The sequence below is a fragment of the Blastococcus sp. SYSU DS0669 genome (assembly GCF_054050895.1).
Map to the genome: position 1 here is coordinate 243,304 of NZ_JBJHAE010000001.1, position 16,958 is coordinate 260,261.

Genomic DNA, 16,958 nt, shown 5'->3' on the forward strand with positions numbered 1-16,958 from the left:
CCCCGAGCTACTGGGGCCCCCGGCGGCGGACCTCCTCGACCGAGGCCATCGCGTCGCGGAGCTCGGTCAGCCAGTCGTCGGCGTGCCGGCCCACGAGGCGGACCGCCCACGCCAGCGCCTCCGAGCGCGACCGGGCGACCCCGGCGTCGACGAGCGTGTCGAGCACCAGCCGCTCGGGCTGCCGGAGGCGGGTCATGACCGGCACGGACGCGTGGGTGAACAGCTGCCGGGTGTCCCCGCACACCGCTCCCCAGGCGACCGATCGGCCGTAGCGCTCCTGCGCGGCGTCGGCGATCGCCATCCGGCGGCCCCGCGTCTCCTCGCGGAAGCGCTCGATCCGTCCTGCGCGGGCGGCGCCGGCGTCACCCTCCCCGGCCGCCGGCTCCTCCAGCGTGCCGACGACGGTGATCTCGTCGCGGTCCACGGTCAGCTCGACGGGGCCGGTGAACCAGTCGTCGGGCAGCCGTCCGGCGAACCAGCCGGCGACCTCCGTCCGGTCCACCGGAGGTGGGACGTCCTGGCCCCGCCCGCGGGGCCCGCGACCCCGGCCGCGACCGAAGCCGGGACCCAGCGGTGCGTCGGCGAAACGGTGTCCGTGCATGGCGACCTCCCGGTGCGCGTTGATTACACCGTTACACGGTAAGTCGGGTCGTTGTCCGCCGGTAGGGCGCGCGTTGCGCCGTGAGCGGACACCGCGCGCCCCCGTCGACACCCGTCCGAGATCACGTCCGGAAGACTGGATCGGATCAAGGAAAGCCGACAGGATGACCCGGTGCCCGACTCGGTGGAACTCGCGCACGACCTCCGGGCCGTGGGTCTGCGGGTGACCCGTCCGCGGCTGGCGGTGCTGGACGCCGTCCACGCGCACCCGCACCTCGACACCGACGCGCTGATCGCCGCGGCCCGCGCCCGGCTGGGGGCCGTCTCGCACCAGGCGGTCTACGACGTCCTGCGAGCCCTGACCGACAGCGGCCTCGTGCGGCGGATCCAGCCGCAGGGGTCGCTCGCCCGGTACGAGGCCCGCGTGGGCGACAACCACCACCACCTGGTCTGCCGCGACTGCGGCGCGATCGTCGACGTCGACTGCACCGTCGGCGCCGCCCCGTGCCTGGCCCCGTCCGACGACGCCGGTTTCGTCGTCGACGAGGCCGAGGTCGTCTTCTGGGGCCGCTGCCCCGCCTGCACCACCGCCCGACCCGCTCCCCGTTCCGCCCACCCCCAGGAAGGCACACCGTGAAGGACGAGACCAACAAGGTCGTCACCGACAGCACCAGCGAGAGCGAGAACCCGGCGATCCCCTCGCCGACGCAGGTCACCAACCGCCGTCCGCAGAGCAACCGGGACTGGTGGCCCAACCAGGTCGACCTGTCGGTGCTGAACAAGCCCTCGAAGGACTCCGACCCGCTGGGCGAGGACTTCGACTACCAGGCCGCCTTCGCCACGCTCGACGTCGAGGAGCTCAAGCGCGACGTCGCCCAGGTCATGCGCACGTCGCAGGACTGGTGGCCGGCCGACTGGGGCCACTACGGGCCGCTGTTCATCCGCATGTCGTGGCACGCGGCCGGTACCTACCGCATCGCCGACGGCCGCGGTGGTGGCGGCCAGGGCGCGCAGCGGTTCGCCCCGCTCAACAGCTGGCCGGACAACGCCAACCTGGACAAGGCCCGCCGCCTGCTGCTGCCGATCAAGCAGAAGTACGGCCGAAAGCTCTCCTGGGCCGACCTGCTGGTCTTGGCCGGCAACGTGGCCCACGACGACATGGGCCTGAAGACCTTCGGCTTCGCCTTCGGCCGCGAGGACAGCTGGCAGCCGCAGGAGGTCTTCTGGGGCCCGGAGGACACCTGGCTGGGCGACGAGCGCTACGCCGACAACGCCCCCCTCGACCTCGACGAGGGCCACCTCGCCGCCGTCACCATGGGGCTGATCTACGTCAACCCGGAGGGGCCGAAGGGCCAGCCCGACCCGGTCGCCTCCGCGCACGACATCCGCGTGACCTTCAACCGCATGGGCATGACCGACGAGGAGACCGTCGCCCTCATCGCCGGCGGCCACACGTTCGGCAAGACCCACGGCGCCGGCAACCCCGAGCTCGTCGGCCCGGAGCCGGAGGGCTGCCCGGTCCACGGCAACGGCCTGGGCTGGATCAGCCAGCACGGCACCGGCAAGGGCGCCGACACCATCACCAGCGGTCTCGAGGGCGCCTGGACCCCGACGCCGACCACGTGGGACAACACCTACTTCGAGATGCTCTTCAGCTACGACTGGGAGCTCACCGAGAGCCCGGCGGGCGCCAAGCAGTGGCAGCCGTCGAACCCCGAGGCGCAGGAGCTCGTCCCCGACGCGCACATCGAGGGCAAGAAGAACCCGCCGATGATGGCGACCACCGACCTCGCCCTCATCAAGGACCCGGCCTTCCGCGAGATCTCGGAGCGCTTCTACCGCGACCCCGAGTACTTCGCCGACCAGTACGCCCGCGCCTGGTTCAAGCTGCTGCACCGCGACCTGGGCCCCAAGACCCGCTACCTCGGCCCTGACGTGCCCGCCGAGGACCTCATCTGGCAGGACCCGGTGCCCGCGGTCGACCACGAGCTGGTCGGTGAGGCCGAGATCGCCGACCTCAAGCAGCGCCTGCTCTCCTCCGGGCTGACCGTGTCGCAGCTGGTGCACACCGCCTGGTCCGCGGCCGCCTCCTACCGGGGCACGGACAAGCGCGGCGGTGCCAACGGCGCCCGGCTGCGGCTCGAGCCGCAGATCGGCTGGGCGGTCAACGAGGGCGTCCGCGACGTCCTCCCGGTGCTCGAGCAGGTCAAGGCCGACTTCGAGCAGCAGACGGGCAGGAAGGTCTCGCTCGCCGACCTCATCGTCCTCGGCGGCAGCGCCGCCGTGGAGAAGGGGGCCGCGGACGCCGGCGTGCAGGTGACGGTGCCCTTCCACCCGGGTCGCACCGACGCCTCGCAGGAGCAGACGGACGTCGACAACTTCCGCTGGCTCGAGCCGCGGGCCGACGGCTTCCGCAACTGGATCGCACCGGGCAGCAAGCTGCAGCCGGAGACGCTCCTGGTCGACCGGGCGTACATGCTCGAGCTGACCGCCAAGGAGATGACCCTGCTCGTCGGTGGCCTCCGGGTCCTCGGCGCCACCACCGGCGGCGTCGGGCACGGCGTCTTCACCGACCGGCCGGGCGTGCTGTCGCAGGACTTCTTCCGCAACCTGCTCGACCTGGGCATCCAGTGGCGGACGTCGGTCGACACCGAGGGCGTCTACGAGGGTCTCGACGCCGACGGCAACGTGGTGCGCACCGCCACCGCCGCCGACCTGGTCTTCAACTCGAACTCGATCCTGCGCGGGATCGTCGAGGTCTACTCGGCCGACGACGCGCAGGAGAAGTTCGTGCAGGACTTCGTCGCCGCGTGGGTGAAGGTCATGGAGCTCGACCGCTTCGACCTGCACGCCTGATCGGCCCCGCCGGACGCCCCGGTCCCCTTCGCGGGTGCCGGGGCGTCCGCGCGTGCGCGTCAGGGAGCCTCGTAGACCTCGATCTCCGCCGCACCGGTGTTGCCCCCGCTGGTCGTCCCGGCGTCGATCCGGAGGACCTGCCCGGTGAAGGCGGTCTCGTTCACGACGACGGCGGTGCCTGCCTCGAAGGGCCCGTAGGTGCGCCCGTCGTCGACGGTGACGGTGAACGTCTCGACGACCGCAGTGCCGTCGCTCATCGAGCGACTGCGCAGGGCCAGCCCCACGACGTCGACCGGCCGTCCCAGGTCCAGGGTGAGGGAGGCGTCGTCGCCGTCGCCGTCGCTGGACCACTCGGTGCCGAGGTCGCCGTCGACGGCGTTGGCCGCGGCGAAGGCCTCGGAGAACTCGGAGCTCACGTCCACGACCTCGGCGCCGAGGGCGGCGTTCGCGCCGGGCGCGGCGGCGACCTCCGCGGACGGCGTCCGGAAGCCCATCAGCTCGCTGCGGTAGAGGTTGCCGTCGGCGCCGGAGCCCTGGACCCGGTAGAAGTACTCGGTGCCGGGCTCGAGGCCGCGCATGACCGCCCGGTGGTCGGCGTGGGCGCCACCGCCCATGTCGGTGTCCGTGGCGATCCCGTCGCCGAGCGACTCGTCACGCCCGAACACCACCGCGCAGGCCATGTCGAGCGTCGTCGACACCTCCAGGGTCGCCGACGTGCCGGACGGGTCGGGAACCACGACCGGCGCCTCGACGAACACCTCCTCCGCCGCGCGCACCTCGGTGCCGGGGGACGCCGGAGCGCCGCAGCCGGCCAGGACGAGGACGGCGAGGGCCGCCAGGAGCAGCCGGCGCAGGGCGGGGGTCACATCCTGCGTCAACGGCCCGTCCGGGGTGCACGTTCCACCACCCCGGACGGGCCGACGGGTCAGCGCGGGTCGCCGTCCTCGCGCCGGGGCGGCTCGATCGCCAGCGGCGCGCGGCGCAGCGTGTCCAGGAGCTCCTGCCCCGGCTCGCCGTCCTCGTCCAGCCCGGCGGGCGAGTCGGGGACGACGACGCGGTCGGCCTCGTCGAAGCTGCGCGGCAGGCGCTTGAGGTGGCCGGTCATCGACTTCACCAGCAGGGCCGACGCGATCAGCAGCAGCACCAGCAGCAACAGGCCGAACGGGCCGGCCTTGCCGACGTCCTGGGGAGCCTGCTGCTGGGCGGCGGCGAGCACGCTCAGGGTCATCGCGGTCATCGGGCGGTCACCTCGCTGCGGATACCGGCGAACAGATCGTCCTCCGGGGTGGGCGTGTCGACCAGCGAGCGGGCCAGTTCGTAGTCCTCGGTGGGCCACACCTGCTGCTGGGTCTCCACCGGGCACGCGAACCAGCGGCCCAGCGGGTCGATCTGGGTGGCGTGCGCGATCAGCGCCGCGTCGCGCACCGGGAAGTACTCACCGCACGGGACGCGGGTGGTGACCCGGTGGGAGATGTCGTGCGCCGGGTCCCACTTCGCCAGCCACTCGGCGTACGGGGACTCCGAGCCGGTCGCCACGATGGCCTCGTGCAGCGCCTTCGTGCGCGGCAGGGTGAAGCTCATGTGGTAGTAGAGCTTGCTCACCTGCCAGGGCTCGCCCAGCTCGGGGTAGCGGTCGGGGTCGCCGGCGGCCTCGAAGGCGTGCACCGAGATCTCGTGGGTCTTGATGTGGTCGGGGTGCGGGTAGCCGCCGCGCTCGTCGTAGGTGGTCATCACCTGCGGCTTGAACCGCCGGATGAGCGCGACCAGCGGGGCCGCGGCCTCCTCCACCGGCACGAGGGCGAAGCAGCCGTCGGGCAGCGGGGGCAGCGGGTCGCCCTCGGGCAGCCCGGAGTCGACGAAGCCCAGGAACTCCTGCTCGATCCCGAGGATCTCGCGGGCCCGCGCCATCTCCTCGACCCGGATCTGCGGGAGCCGCTCCCACACCTCGGGCCGGTCCAGCGCCGGGTTGAGCACCGAGCCGCGTTCGCCACCGGTGGCCGTCGCCACCATCACGCGGACGCCCTCGGCGACGTACTTCGCCATCGTGGCGGCGCCCTTGCTCGACTCGTCGTCCGGGTGGGCGTGCACGGCGAGCAGCCGCAACTGGTCGGGTTCGGTCACGCGCACAGTGTCCCTCGCCCGGCGGCGGTGGTGGCGGACGCCCACCGGATGTGGCCGACGACTCGCAGGTCAGCCACCCGTCCGGGCGGAACGTGTCGTCGGTCACGCCCCGGTCGGTTACCGTTCCGCACCAGCCACGACCGCCGCAGCGGTGCACCGGCCCGCGCCGCGGTGTTAGCTTGGCCGTTCGACCAGCGGCCGCTCCCACACGGGGGCGGCCTCCCGAGTTTTTCAGGAGTACCTCACGTGTCCACCCCCACTGACGAGCAGGACCAGGGCATCTGGCTGACCCAGGAGGCCCACGACCGGCTCAAGGCCGAGCTCGACCAGCTGGTGGCGAACCGCCCGGCGATGTCCGCCGAGATCAACGCCCGCCGCGAGGAGGGCGACCTCAAGGAGAACGGCGGCTACCACGCCGCCAAGGAGGAGCAGGGCAAGCAGGAGGGCCGGATCCGCCAGCTCACCGACCTGCTGCGCAAGGCCCGCGTCGGGGACGCCCCCAAGACGGCCACGAACGCCGCCCTGGGCACGGTCATCACCATCCGCTTCGCCGGCGACGACGACACCGAGAAGTTCCTGCTGGGCTCGCGGGAGATCGCCGGCACCACGGAGCTCACCGTCTACTCCCCCGAGTCGGCGCTCGGCTCGGCGATCATGGGCGCGGCGCCCGGCACCTCGGTGACGTACCAGACGCCGAACGGCAAGGACATCACCGTCGAGGTCGTCGCGGTCGAGCCGTTCGTCCCCTGACCGACCGGTGAGCACGCCGCGCGCCCGCTCCCGGCGGGCGGAGAACACCGGCTTCCCGTGCGTGCACTGCAGCGCGCCGGTGCCGGCCAACACCGACGGGCACTACCGCAACCACTGCCCGTACTGCCTGTGGTCGCTGCACGTCGACGACCTGCCCGGCGACCGCGCGAGCGAGTGCCGGCAACCCATGGAGCCCATCGGGCTGGTGGAGAAGTCTGGCAAGGGCTGGCAGGTGGTGCACCGCTGCACGGCGTGCGGCCACCGCCAGCCCAACCGCCTCGTGCGCGACGGTGCGGCCCCCGACGACCTGGACCTGGTCCTGTCGCTGCCCTGGCTGTGAGCGTTCAGCCGGCGAGGAGGGGGTCGGTGATCCCGTTCCGGCAGGCGAGGCCCTCGACGTCCCACCCCGCGCGGGTCGCGCCGGACCGGTACGCCGCCTCGAGGAACGCCAGCACCGCCGCCTTCGGGTCGTCGGCCGAGCGCGCGGCGGCGTAGGGCAGCACGGCCAGGTGGCTGCCGTTGCGCTCGAGCCAGTACGCGCCCCCGGGCAGCTCGGCCTCGGCCAGCCCGGCGGGCTCCGGCGCGGTGTAGGAGTAGAACGCCGGCTCGGGGAAGGTCGGGTCGCCGAACCAGAACCCGGAGCTGACCACCTCGCGGGAGTACGCCTCCCGGGTGACCGGGTCGGCGCCGTCGGCCGGTGTGACGACGCGGTCGGAGAACCGGGTGACGGCGATGTCGAACGTGTGCCAGAAGTGGTGGACCGGGCTGGTCTTGCCGGAGAACCGGCCGGCGAACTCCTCGAGGACGAGGTTCACCTGGCCGAGGACCTGCCAGTACCGGGTCACCGCGGCCGGGTCGTAGCTCGCGTGCTCGGTGTCCTGGGCGAAGGGCCGGTCGGAGTCGGGCAGGTCGAACGGACGGGCCTCGGCGATGTCGACGCCGCGCACCCCGACGGCGGCGAGGGCGTCCTGCAGCTCCCGGTGGAAGGACGCCACCGAGCGCCCGGCCATGCCGAAGGATGCCCGCCGCCCCTCGACCGTGGTGACGTCGACGCGGTGGTCGAGCAGGTCGAGGTCGACGGTGAATGTCGGGTCGAGCCCCATCGGCCGCGTCGTGATCCCGCGGCCGGCGAGGTGGAAAGGGACGTGCCACCAGTGGTTGCGCCGCGGGCTCGCCAGCAGCCGGACCCGGCCGACCACCTGGGCGAACCGGTGCACCGTCGCCAGGGTGTCCGACCACCCGGCGTAGGGGATCGGCGGGAAGAGCTCCATCGGGTACCTCCAGGGACGGGCCGGGGCCCCGGCGGCAGCAGTCTGGCGCAGACCACGGCCCGGCACGACGTCGTGGACGACGGCGCCGGGCGCGCGGCCGTCCCGCGCACAGCGATCAGCCCACCGGGGCCAGCCCGCGCCGGCGCAGCAGCGGCGCCGGGTCGGCGTCCCGGCCCCGGACGGCGCGGAACGCGTCCAGCGGGTCCACCGAGCCGCCGACCGCGAGCAGCCGCTGCCGGAAGGCGTCGCCGTTCTCCCGGCGCAGGCCACCGTTCTCCTTGAACCACTCGACCGTGTCGGCGTCGAGGACCTCCGACCAGATGTAGGAGTAGTAGCCGGCCGAGTAACCGCCGGCGAAGACGTGCTGGAAGTAGGTGGTCCGGTAGCGCGGGGGCACGAGCGCCGATGAGACGCCGGCCGCCGCCAGGGCGGCCTGCTCGAACTCGACCGGATCACCCACCTCGGTCTCCGGGGTGAGGCGGTGCCAGGCCTGGTCCAGGAGTGTGGCGGCCAGGTATTCGAGGGTCGCGAAGCCCTCGCCCCACAGCCGGGCGGCGTCGATCGCCTCGACGACCGACGCCGGCAGCGGCTCGCCGGTGTCCACGTGCCGGGCGTAGTGGGCGAGCACCTCGGGCCAGAGCGCCCACATCTCGTTGACCTGGCTGGGGAACTCGACGAAGTCCCGCGGCACCGCGGTGCCGGCGAAGCGCGGGTAGGTGACGGCCGAGCTCAACCCGTGCAGGGCGTGGCCGAACTCGTGGAAGAGCGTGTTGACCTCGTCCAGGGTCAGCAGCGTCGGGCGGCCGGTCGGCGCCCGGGTGATGTTGAGGTTGTTGACGACGACCGGGCGGGTGCCCAGCAGCCGAGACTGGCGCACGAAGGAGCTCATCCACGCCCCGCCGCGCTTGCCCTCGCGGGCGAAGAAGTCACCCAGGTAGAGCCCCACCTCCGCGCCCTCGGCGTCGCTGACCTCCCAGACGCGGACGTCGGGGTGGTAGCCGGCGAGGTCCGGCCGCGGGCTGAAGCGGTACCCGTACAACAGCTCGGCCGCCCGGAAGACGCCGTCGACCAGCACCCGGTCCAGCTCGAACCACGGCCGCAGCGCGGTGGTGTCGACGGCGTACCGCTCGGCGCGCACCCGCTCGCTGTAGAACGCCCAGTCCCAGGCGGCGAGCTCGACCCCGTCACGACCGGCCAGCTCGCGCAGCACCTCGGCCTCGGCCCCGGCGTTGGCCACCGACGCCGGGACCATGGAGGCGAGCATCCCGTCGACCGCCGCGGTGGTGCGCGCGGTGGAGTCGGCGAGCACCAGGTCGGCGTGGGTGTCGAAGCCGAGCAGCCGGGCCCGCTCGGCGCGCAGCCGGGCGATGCGCTCGGCGACCGGCCGGTTGTCGTGCTCGCCCGCCGACGCCCGGCCGACCGAGGCCTCGAACACCCGGCGCCGCAGCTCCCGGTTCCGCAGCTTGGCCAGGACCGGCTGACCGGTCGGCAGCACGAGGGTCAGCAGGTAGCCGTCGAGGCCGCGATCGGTGGCCGCACGCGCCGCGGCGGCGACCTCCTCCTCGCTCAGCCCGTCGAGCTCGGCGGCGTCCGCCACCCGTACCGCCGCCGCCTCGGTGGCCAGCTGCAGGTTCTGCCCGAACGTCGTCGACAGCCCGGAGAGCTGCTGGTTGAGCTCCCCGAGCCGCGCCCGGCCCGCCTCGTCCAGGCGGGCACCGGCGAGCACGAAGTCGAGGTGGTACCGCTCCACGAGCCGTACCGACTCCGCATCGAGGCCGGCGGTCTCCCGCGCGCCGTGCACGGCGTCGATGCGGGCGAAGAGCGCCGGATCCAGCCGGAGCGCGTCGTCGTGGGCAGCGGCGAGCGGGGCGATCTCCCGCTCGATCTCCCGCAGCCGGGGCGTCGCGACCGAGGAGGAGAGGTTGCCGAACACCGACCAGGCACGGTCCAGCAGCGCCCCGGAGCACTCCAGGGCCACGACGGTGTTCTCGAAGGTCGGCTCCTCGGCCGAGGCCAGCAGCGCGTCCACCTCCCGGCGCTGCTCGGCCATCCCCACCAGCAGCCCCTCCCGGCAGTGCTCGAGGGTCAGGTCGGCGAACGGGGGCAGCCGGAACGGCAGCTCGGACGGCGCGGCGAGCGCGTTGTCGACGGACAGGGCGGGGGTGGGCTCGGCGCTCATCGCTCGCCATTACATCGCGATCCTCCGGATCGCACCGCGGCGTCGAACGCGATCCTCCGGATCGCACCGCGGCCAGGTGCCGTCCCCGACCGGCGCTGAGCCGTTCCGTCGCACCTGCGCGGAGCCCTCCGGGCCCCACTCGGCGCGACCAGGCAGACGCGGGCCGAACCAGCGGCTGCGTCAACGGCCGGCGGCGTGGCGGTAGGCGCGCACCGACAGCGGCACGAAGACCGCCAGGATGAGCGCCACCCAGATCAGCGTGTAGAGGACCGGGTTCTGCAGCGACCAGGCGTCCGGCGACGGCGCGACCGGCGAGGTGTTGCCGAACAGGTCGCGCGCGGCCTGGACCACCGCCGACACCGGGTTCCACTCCGCGAAGGTGCGCAGCACGGCGGGGAAGGTCTCCAGCGGCACGAAGGTGTTGGCCACGAAGGTCAGCGGGAAGATGACGATGAAGCTGGCGTTGTTCACCACCTCCGGCGTCCGGACGAGCAGCCCGACCATCGCCATGAGCCAGGAGATGGCGTAGGCGAACAGCAGCAGCACCAAGAAACCGAGGACCGCCTCCCCCACGGAGGAGTTGATCCGCCAGCCGACCACCAGGCCGGTCAGGGCCATCACCGTGATCGAGATGACGTTCAGCCCGGCGTCGGCCACCGTGCGGCCGATCAGCACCGCGGACCGCGACATGGGCAGCGACCGGAACCGGTCGATGAGCCCCTTCTGCAGGTCCTCCGCCAGGCTCGCGCCCGTGGTCGTGCTCCCCAGCACGATCGTCTGGGCGAAGATGCCGGGCAGCAGGAACTCCCCGTAGCTCGTGCCCGGCGGCAACTGGATCGCGCCGCCGAAGACGTAGCGGAACAGCAGCACGAACATGATCGGCGAGAGCGTCGCGAACACGATCAGGTCGGGCACCCGCTTGACCTTGATCAGGTTGCGCTTGGTGATGACCACGCTGTCGGACAGCGTCGCGGCCATGCTGCTCATCGGGCACCTCCGGTCGTGGCCGGCTCGACCGTCGGGTCGTCGTCGGTGGCGACCTCCTCGGCCGCGCGGCCGGTGAGGGCGAGGAAGACGTCGTCCAGGTCGGGCCTGCGGAGGCCGACGTCGAAGATCTGCGCCGTCGCGCCGTCCAGCCGGCGGAGCGCCTCGGCGAGGACCTCCGCGCCGCCGCTGACCGGCAGCGACAGCCGCCGGGCCTGCGCGTCGACGACCGGGGCGTCGACGGCGAGGGGGCGCAGCCGCTCCACCATGCCGGGCAGCACGGCGGCGTCGGTGACCGTGAACTCCAGCCGCTGACCGCCCACCTGTGCCTTGAGCTCGTCGGACGTGCCGCGGGCGATGACCCGCCCGCGGTCGATGACGACCATCCGGTCGGCCAGGCGGTCGGCCTCCTCCAGGTACTGCGTGGTGAGCAGGATCGTCGTACCGCCGTCGGCGAGGTCGGCGATGAACTCCCACATGGCCAGCCGGCTGCGCGGGTCCAGCCCGGTCGTCGGCTCGTCGAGGAAGAGGACCCGCGGCCGGGCGATCAGCGAGGCCGCGATGTCCAGCCGGCGGCGCATGCCGCCGGAGTAGGTCTTCGCCGGCCGGTTGGCCGCGCCGGCGAGGTCGAACCGCTCCAGCAGCTCACCGGCCCGCCTCCGCGACTCGGCGCGGCCGAGCCGGTACAACCGGCCCACCATCTCCAGGTTCTCGAACCCGGTGAGGTACTCGTCGACCGCCGCGTACTGGCCGGTGAGCCCGATCGCGGCCCGCACCCGGTCGGCGTCCCGGACCACGTCGAGGCCCACCACCTGCACCCGGCCCGCGTCGGCCTCGAGCAGGGTGGTCAGGATGCGCACCACCGTCGTCTTGCCCGCGCCGTTCGGGCCCAGCAGCCCGAGCACCGACCCCTCGGCCACGGTGAGGTCCACCCCGTCGAGCGCGGTGGTGGCGCCGAAGCGCTTGACCAGCCCCTCGACCACGATCGCGTCGGTCATGCCACGGACGCTAGGCCCGCCCACCGACACTTCCCCGCCGCTCTTCTCCGTCGCGTACACGCGCACGCCCTCCGTCCCCGCCCCGCGAGGTGCGGGACAGGGCTGAGACCGCGATCGGCCGCCGGACTCATCGGTCCGGCCGGCGGCTACTCCGGCGTGACGGCGTACCCGGCCCCGCGCAGGGCCGCGATGACCTCGCCGGCGTGCACCGGCCCGCGGGTCTCGACGACGACGAAGACCTCCACCTCGCCGATGCCCAGCCGCGTCGAGGTCCGCTCGTGCTCGACCTCCTGCACGTTGGCGCCGGCCGCCGCGAGCTCGGCCAGGACGGCGGCCAGCGACCCCGGACGGTCGGGGACGCGCAGCCGCAGCGAGAGGTACCGGCCGGCCGCCGCCATGCCGTGCTGCACGACCTTGAGCAGCAGCACCGGGTCGATGTTGCCGCCGGAGACGACGGCGACCAGCGGCGGCTCGAAGGCCCGCGGGTCGGCCAGCACGGCGGCGACCGCGGCCACCCCGGCCGGCTCGACGACCATCTTCGCGCGCTCCAGGCAGAACAGCAGGGCCCGCGACAGGTCCTCCTCGCTGACCGTGCACACCTCGTCGACCAGGCCCTTCACGTGGGCGAAGGTCAGGTCGGTGGGGCGGGGGACGGCGATCCCGTCGGCCATCGTCGACATGCTCTCCAGCTCGACCGGCCGGCCGGCGGCCAGCGAGCCCGGGAAGGCGGCGGCCTCCTCGGCCTGCACGGCCACCACCCGGACGTCGGGGCGGCGCTCCTTGACCACGGCCGCGATGCCGGAGACCAGCCCGCCGCCGCCGGCGCAGACCAGCACGGTCGCGGCCTCGGGGCACTCCTCGAGGACCTCGAGCCCGACGGTGCCCTGCCCGGCGATCACGTCCGGGTGGTCGAAGGGGTGGATGAAGACCGCGCCGGTGCGCTCGGCGTGCTGGGCGGCGGCCAGCAGCGGCTCGGCCAGCGACTGCCCGAGCATCTCGATGTGGGCGCCGTAGGCCCGGGTGGCCGCCACCTTGGGCAGCGGCGCGCTCTCGGGCATGTACACCGTCGCCCGCGCGCCGAGCAGCCGGGCGGCCAGCGCCACCCCCTGGGCGTGGTTGCCCGCGCTGGCGGCGACGACGCCGCGGGCCCGCTCCTCGTCGGTGAGCCGCGCGATCCGGGTGTAGGCGCCCCGGATCTTGAACGAGCCGGTGCGCTGGAGGTTCTCGCACTTCAGCCAGACCGGGCCGCCCACCAGGTCGGCCAGGCCGCGCGAGTGCTCCAGCGGGGTGCGGCGGACGACGCCGGCGAGCAACTCCGCCGCCGCCGCGACGTCGGCAGCGGTGACCAGGGGGACCGACATGGGCGAGATCATCGCAGTGCCAGGACTCGGCGAGGTCACGGCGGAGGGGGCCGCGCAGGCGTGACGGAGCGGCTCCGCGAGAGTCGGGACGGCAACTGGCCGCGGTGTCGCGCCGAGTGGGCCCCGGAGGGGTCCGCGCAGGCGTGACGGAGCGGCTCCGCGAGAGTCGGGACGGCAACTGGCCGCGGTGTCGCGCCGAGTGGGCCCCGGAGGGGTCCGCGCAGGCGTGACGGAGCGGCTCCGCGAAAGTCGGGACGGCAACTGGCCACGGTGTCGTCCGGAGGACGACAAATGGACTCGGCGTCGTACCGTGGCTGAGGTGACGGACACCCCCGCACCGGCATCCCCCTCCCCCGCACCCACGACCCTCGGCGAGCTCCGGGCGACCGGCGTCACCGCCCGTCCCGTCAAGGCCGAGATCCGCGCCAACCTGCTCGCCCGCCTGGCCGCCGGGGAGCCCTCCCTGCCCGGCATGGTCGGCTTCGAGGACACCGTCCTGCCCGAGGTGGAGCGGGCCCTCATCGCCGGGCACGACCTCGTCCTGCTGGGTGAGCGGGGCCAGGGCAAGACCCGGCTGATCCGCACACTCGTCGGCCTGCTCGACGAGTGGACCCCGGTGCTGGTCGGCAGCGAGTTGAACGAGCACCCGCTGCACCCGATCAGCGTGTGGGCGCACCGGCAGATCGCCGAGCACGGGGACGCGACCCCGGTCGGCTGGCTGCACCGCAGCGAGCGGTTCGGCGAGAAGCTGGCGACGCCGGACACCAGCGTCGGCGACCTCATCGGCGACGTCGACCCGATCAAGGTCGCCGAGGGCCGCACGCTGGGAGACCCCGAGACCGTGCACTACGGCCTCGTCCCCCGCACCAACCGCGGCATCTTCAGCGTCAACGAGCTGCCCGACCTCGCCGAGCGCATCCAGGTCGCGCTGCTCAACGTGCTGGAGGAGCGCGACATCCAGATCCGCGGCTACCGCGTCCGGCTGCCGCTGGACCTGCTGCTCGTCGCCAGCGCCAACCCCGAGGACTACACGAACCGCGGCCGGATCATCACCCCGCTGAAGGACCGCTTCGGCGCCGAGGTGCGCACCCACTACCCGGTCGAGCTCGCCGACGAGATCCGGCTGCTCGAGCAGGAGGCCGAGGTCAGCTGGCCGACGGCGTTCGGCGCGGACCACCTCGCCCGGCCCGTCGTCCCGGCGCACCTGGTCGAGATCGTCGCGCGGTTCACCCGGCTGGTCCGCGAGTCCAGCCACGTCGACCAGCGCTCCGGCGTCAGCGCGCGGTTCGCCATCGCCGGGCTGGAGACGGTCGCGGCCTCCGCCGTCCGCCGGGCCGCCGTCGCCGGGGAGACCCGGCCGGTGGCGCGGGTCGTCGACCTGCCGAGCATCGTCCCGGCCAGCCGCGGCAAGGTCGAGTTCGCCGACGCGGGCAGCGACCCGGACGACGACCGCGAGCTCGAGATCCTCGAGCACCTGCTGCGCCAGGCCACCGCCCAGACCTTCCGCGCGCGCTGCGCGGGTCTGGACCTCACCGGCCTGCAGGAGCACTTCACCGGTGGGGAGACCGTCGAGTCCGGCGACCTCGTCCCGGCCCCGGCCCTGCTGGGGCAGCTGGGGACCGTGCCCCGCCTGGCCGAGCTGCTCGGCCGGCTGGGGGTTCCCGAGGGCGACCAGTCCGCCGAGCAGGCCGCGGCCGCCGTGGAGTTCGCCCTCGAGGGGCTCCACCTGACCCGCCGGCTGGCGAAGGACACCGACGGCGGCCGCACCGTGTACGGGGCCTGAGGTGGGCACGCGCCGCCCCCGCGGCTACCGGTACGGCGAGTGGCGGGGCGGCCCCGACCCGCTGGCCCCGCCCTACGACCTCGGCGACGCCGTCGACGAGATCGGCGACTCGGTGCTCGACGGCAGCGGCGTCCGGGAGGCGCTGCGGGAGCTGCTGCGCCGCGGCACCCAGGGCCGGCGCGGCCTCGACGAACTGCGCCGGCAGGTGCGCGACCGGCTCCGGCAGGCCCGCACGGCCGGCCGGATGGACGGCACGCTGCAGGAGGTGCGGGAGCTGCTCGACCGCGCCGTGCAGGCCGAGCGGCGGGAGCTGTTCCCCGACCCGGACGACATGGCCCGGCTCAAGGAGGCCGAGCTGGACGCGCTGCCCGAGGACACCGCCGGCGCCGTCCGCGCGCTCAAGGACTACGACTGGCGCTCCGAGGAGGGCCGGCAGGCCTACGAGCAGATCCAGGACCTGCTCCGCCGCGAGGTGCTCGACAGCTCCTTCGCGTCGATGAAGCAGGCGCTGGAGAACGCCACCGAGCAGGACATGCAGGCGGTCAAGGACATGGTCGCCGACCTCTCCCGGCTGGTCGACGCGCACAACCGCGGCGAGGACACCGACCAGCAGTTCGCCGACTTCATGGAGAAGCACGGCCAGTTCTTCCCCGAGAACCCGGGGTCGGTCGAGGAGCTGATCGACTCGCTGGCCCGCCGGGCCGCCGCGCAGCAGCGGATGATGGCCGGGCTCTCCCCCGATCAGCGGGCCGAGCTCGCCGGCCTCATGGCCCAGACGATGGAGGACATGGGTCTGGCCAGCGAGATGGCCCACCTCTCCGACGCGCTGCGCCAGGCCCGCCCCGACCTGCCGTGGGGCCAGCGCGGCCAGGTGCCCGACGGCGAGCAGTCGCTCGGGATGGGCGACGCCACCACCGCCGTCGCGGAGCTGGCGGACCTGGAGGCGCTGTCCAACCAGCTCTCGCAGGGGTACGCCGGGGCGTCGCTGGCCGACGTCGACGAGGAGCTGCTGGAGCGCGCGCTGGGCCGCTCGGCCGCCGACGACCTGGCCGCGATGCGCCAGCTGGAGCGGGAGCTGGAGCGGCAGGGCTACCTCAACCGGTCCGGCGGCACGCTGGAGCTCTCGCCGAAGGCGGTCCGCCGGCTGGGTGCCACCGCGCTGCGCCGGGTGTTCGCGAAGCTCGACGCCACCGGCCGCGGGGAGCACGACGTCGCCGACGCCGGGGCGGCCGGGGAGCTCACCGGCGCCTCGCGGGACTGGCGCTTCGGCGACGAGCAGCCGCTGGACGTCGTCCGCACGGTCCGCAACGCCGTGCTGCGGACGGCGGGCGTCCCCCGCCCCGGCGGCGAGCGCCGGGTGCGCATCGCCGTCGAGGACTTCGAGGTGGTGGAGACCGAGCGGCGGACCGGCGCCGCGGTCGCCCTCCTGGTCGACCTCTCCTACTCCATGGCGCTGCGCGGCACATGGGGTGCGGCGAAGTCGACGGCGATGGCGCTCCACTCGCTGGTGACCACCCGGTTCCCGCAGGACGCCATCGAGATCATCGGCTTCTCCTCCACCGCGCAGGTGCTGCGGCCCGAGACGCTCGCGGAGCTCTCCGTCGACACCCTGCAGGGCACCAACCTGCAGCACGGGCTCATGCTGGCCCGGCGGTTCCTCGCCCGGCACCGGGACGCCGAGCCGGTGGTCCTGGTGGTCACCGACGGCGAGCCGACCGCCCACCTGGAGGACGACGGGACGCCGTTCTTCTGCTGGCCGCCGATGCCCGAGACGATCGCCCGCACCGTCGCCGAGGTGGAGCGCGTCGCCCGGTCGGGGGCCACGGTGAACGTCTTCGCCCTCGACCCCGACCCGGGGCTGGTCCACTTCGTGCACGACCTGACCCAGCGCGCGGGGGGGCGGGTGTTCGAGCCGGACGCGGACCGGCTGGGCGAGTACGTCGTGGCCGACTACCTGCGCACCCGGCGGGGACGACGCGTCCGCTAGCTGGTGGTGACGTGCTGGAACGGCCCCGAGAAGGACCCCGTCCCCCTCACCCCTCGCAGGCTCGGGGC

Annotated in this window: 15 protein-coding genes; 6 read left to right on the plus strand and 9 right to left on the minus strand. The window is 73.8% G+C overall.

The genetic code is table 11. The features are described from left to right. Positions 1–7: 7 nt before the first annotated feature. Positions 8–502, minus strand: a complete 495-nt coding sequence (locus tag ACI792_RS01165; RefSeq protein WP_456579351.1) for a hypothetical protein — start codon at positions 500–502, stop codon at positions 8–10. Between the two features lie 270 nt (positions 503–772). Between ACI792_RS01165 and ACI792_RS01170 the strand changes: the two genes are divergently transcribed. Both ACI792_RS01170 and katG read left to right on the plus strand, forming a co-directional pair. Continuing rightward, entirely contained in the window at positions 773–1,237 is a 465-nt protein-coding gene (locus tag ACI792_RS01170; protein ID WP_456600957.1) for a Fur family transcriptional regulator, read from the plus strand. After that, on the plus strand, positions 1,234–3,456 hold the full coding sequence (katG, locus tag ACI792_RS01175; protein ID WP_456600958.1) for a catalase/peroxidase HPI: 2,223 nt from the start codon (positions 1,234–1,236) through the stop codon (positions 3,454–3,456). Before ACI792_RS01170 ends, katG begins: the two co-directional genes overlap by 4 nt. Before the next feature lie 59 nt (positions 3,457–3,515). Here katG and ACI792_RS01180 read toward each other — a convergent pair whose 3' ends face one another. The 3 genes from ACI792_RS01180 to mca are packed head-to-tail and all read right to left on the minus strand — an operon-like array spanning position 3,516 to position 5,577. Then, complete coding sequence (locus ACI792_RS01180) at positions 3,516–4,334, minus strand: discoidin domain-containing protein (protein ID WP_456600959.1); 819 nt, start codon at positions 4,332–4,334, stop codon at positions 3,516–3,518. A 47-nt stretch (positions 4,335–4,381) separates the two neighbouring features. Then, the gene (locus tag ACI792_RS01185; protein ID WP_456600960.1) at positions 4,382–4,693 is read right to left on the minus strand and encodes a hypothetical protein; all 312 of its coding nucleotides are present in this window, start codon (positions 4,691–4,693) and stop codon (positions 4,382–4,384) included. Continuing rightward, positions 4,690–5,577 carry a mycothiol conjugate amidase Mca gene (gene mca, locus ACI792_RS01190; protein ID WP_456600961.1) on the minus strand — a complete coding sequence of 296 codons (888 nt, stop codon included), beginning with the start codon at positions 5,575–5,577 and terminating at the stop codon, positions 4,690–4,692. The genes ACI792_RS01185 and mca overlap by 4 nt, the downstream gene beginning before the upstream one ends. Before the next feature lie 246 nt (positions 5,578–5,823). On the opposite strand from mca, the gene greA reads away from it, so the two are divergent. Together greA and ACI792_RS01200 are read left to right on the plus strand one after the other, a co-directional pair. After that, positions 5,824–6,327 carry a transcription elongation factor GreA gene (gene greA / locus ACI792_RS01195; RefSeq protein WP_456579357.1) on the plus strand — a complete coding sequence of 168 codons (504 nt, stop codon included), beginning with the start codon at positions 5,824–5,826 and terminating at the stop codon, positions 6,325–6,327. A 7-nt stretch (positions 6,328–6,334) separates the two neighbouring features. Beyond that, positions 6,335–6,667 carry an RNHCP domain-containing protein gene (locus ACI792_RS01200; RefSeq protein ID WP_456579358.1) on the plus strand — a complete coding sequence of 111 codons (333 nt, stop codon included), beginning with the start codon at positions 6,335–6,337 and terminating at the stop codon, positions 6,665–6,667. Between the two features lie 4 nt (positions 6,668–6,671). On the opposite strand, the gene ACI792_RS01205 is transcribed toward ACI792_RS01200, so the two are convergent. The 5 genes from ACI792_RS01205 to ilvA form a co-directional block, all read right to left on the minus strand. Then, positions 6,672–7,598 (minus strand): DUF5996 family protein, encoded by a 927-nt coding sequence (locus ACI792_RS01205; RefSeq protein ID WP_456600962.1) that lies wholly within the window; start codon positions 7,596–7,598, stop codon positions 6,672–6,674. A gap of 115 nt (positions 7,599–7,713) precedes the next feature. Next, a complete protein-coding gene (locus ACI792_RS01210; RefSeq protein WP_456600963.1) occupies positions 7,714–9,777 on the minus strand; it encodes a M3 family metallopeptidase in 2,064 nt (687 codons plus the stop codon). Between the two features lie 180 nt (positions 9,778–9,957). Continuing rightward, positions 9,958–10,764 carry an ABC transporter permease gene (locus ACI792_RS01215; RefSeq protein WP_456600964.1) on the minus strand — a complete coding sequence of 269 codons (807 nt, stop codon included), beginning with the start codon at positions 10,762–10,764 and terminating at the stop codon, positions 9,958–9,960. Next, positions 10,761–11,759 (minus strand): ATP-binding cassette domain-containing protein, encoded by a 999-nt coding sequence (locus tag ACI792_RS01220; RefSeq protein ID WP_456600965.1) that lies wholly within the window; start codon positions 11,757–11,759, stop codon positions 10,761–10,763. Before ACI792_RS01220 ends, ACI792_RS01215 begins: the two co-directional genes overlap by 4 nt. 146 nt (positions 11,760–11,905) lie before the next feature. After that, positions 11,906–13,120, minus strand: a complete 1,215-nt coding sequence (gene ilvA, locus ACI792_RS01225) for a threonine ammonia-lyase (RefSeq protein ID WP_456600966.1) — start codon at positions 13,118–13,120, stop codon at positions 11,906–11,908. Positions 13,121–13,439: 319 nt separating this feature from the next. On the opposite strand from ilvA, the gene ACI792_RS01230 reads away from it, so the two are divergent. Then, the gene (locus ACI792_RS01230; protein ID WP_456600967.1) at positions 13,440–14,903 is read left to right on the plus strand and encodes a sigma 54-interacting transcriptional regulator; all 1,464 of its coding nucleotides are present in this window, start codon (positions 13,440–13,442) and stop codon (positions 14,901–14,903) included. Position 14,904: 1 nt separating this feature from the next. Then, the gene (locus ACI792_RS01235; RefSeq protein WP_456600968.1) at positions 14,905–16,890 is read left to right on the plus strand and encodes a VWA domain-containing protein; all 1,986 of its coding nucleotides are present in this window, start codon (positions 14,905–14,907) and stop codon (positions 16,888–16,890) included. The last annotated feature ends 68 nt before the right edge of the window (positions 16,891–16,958 follow it).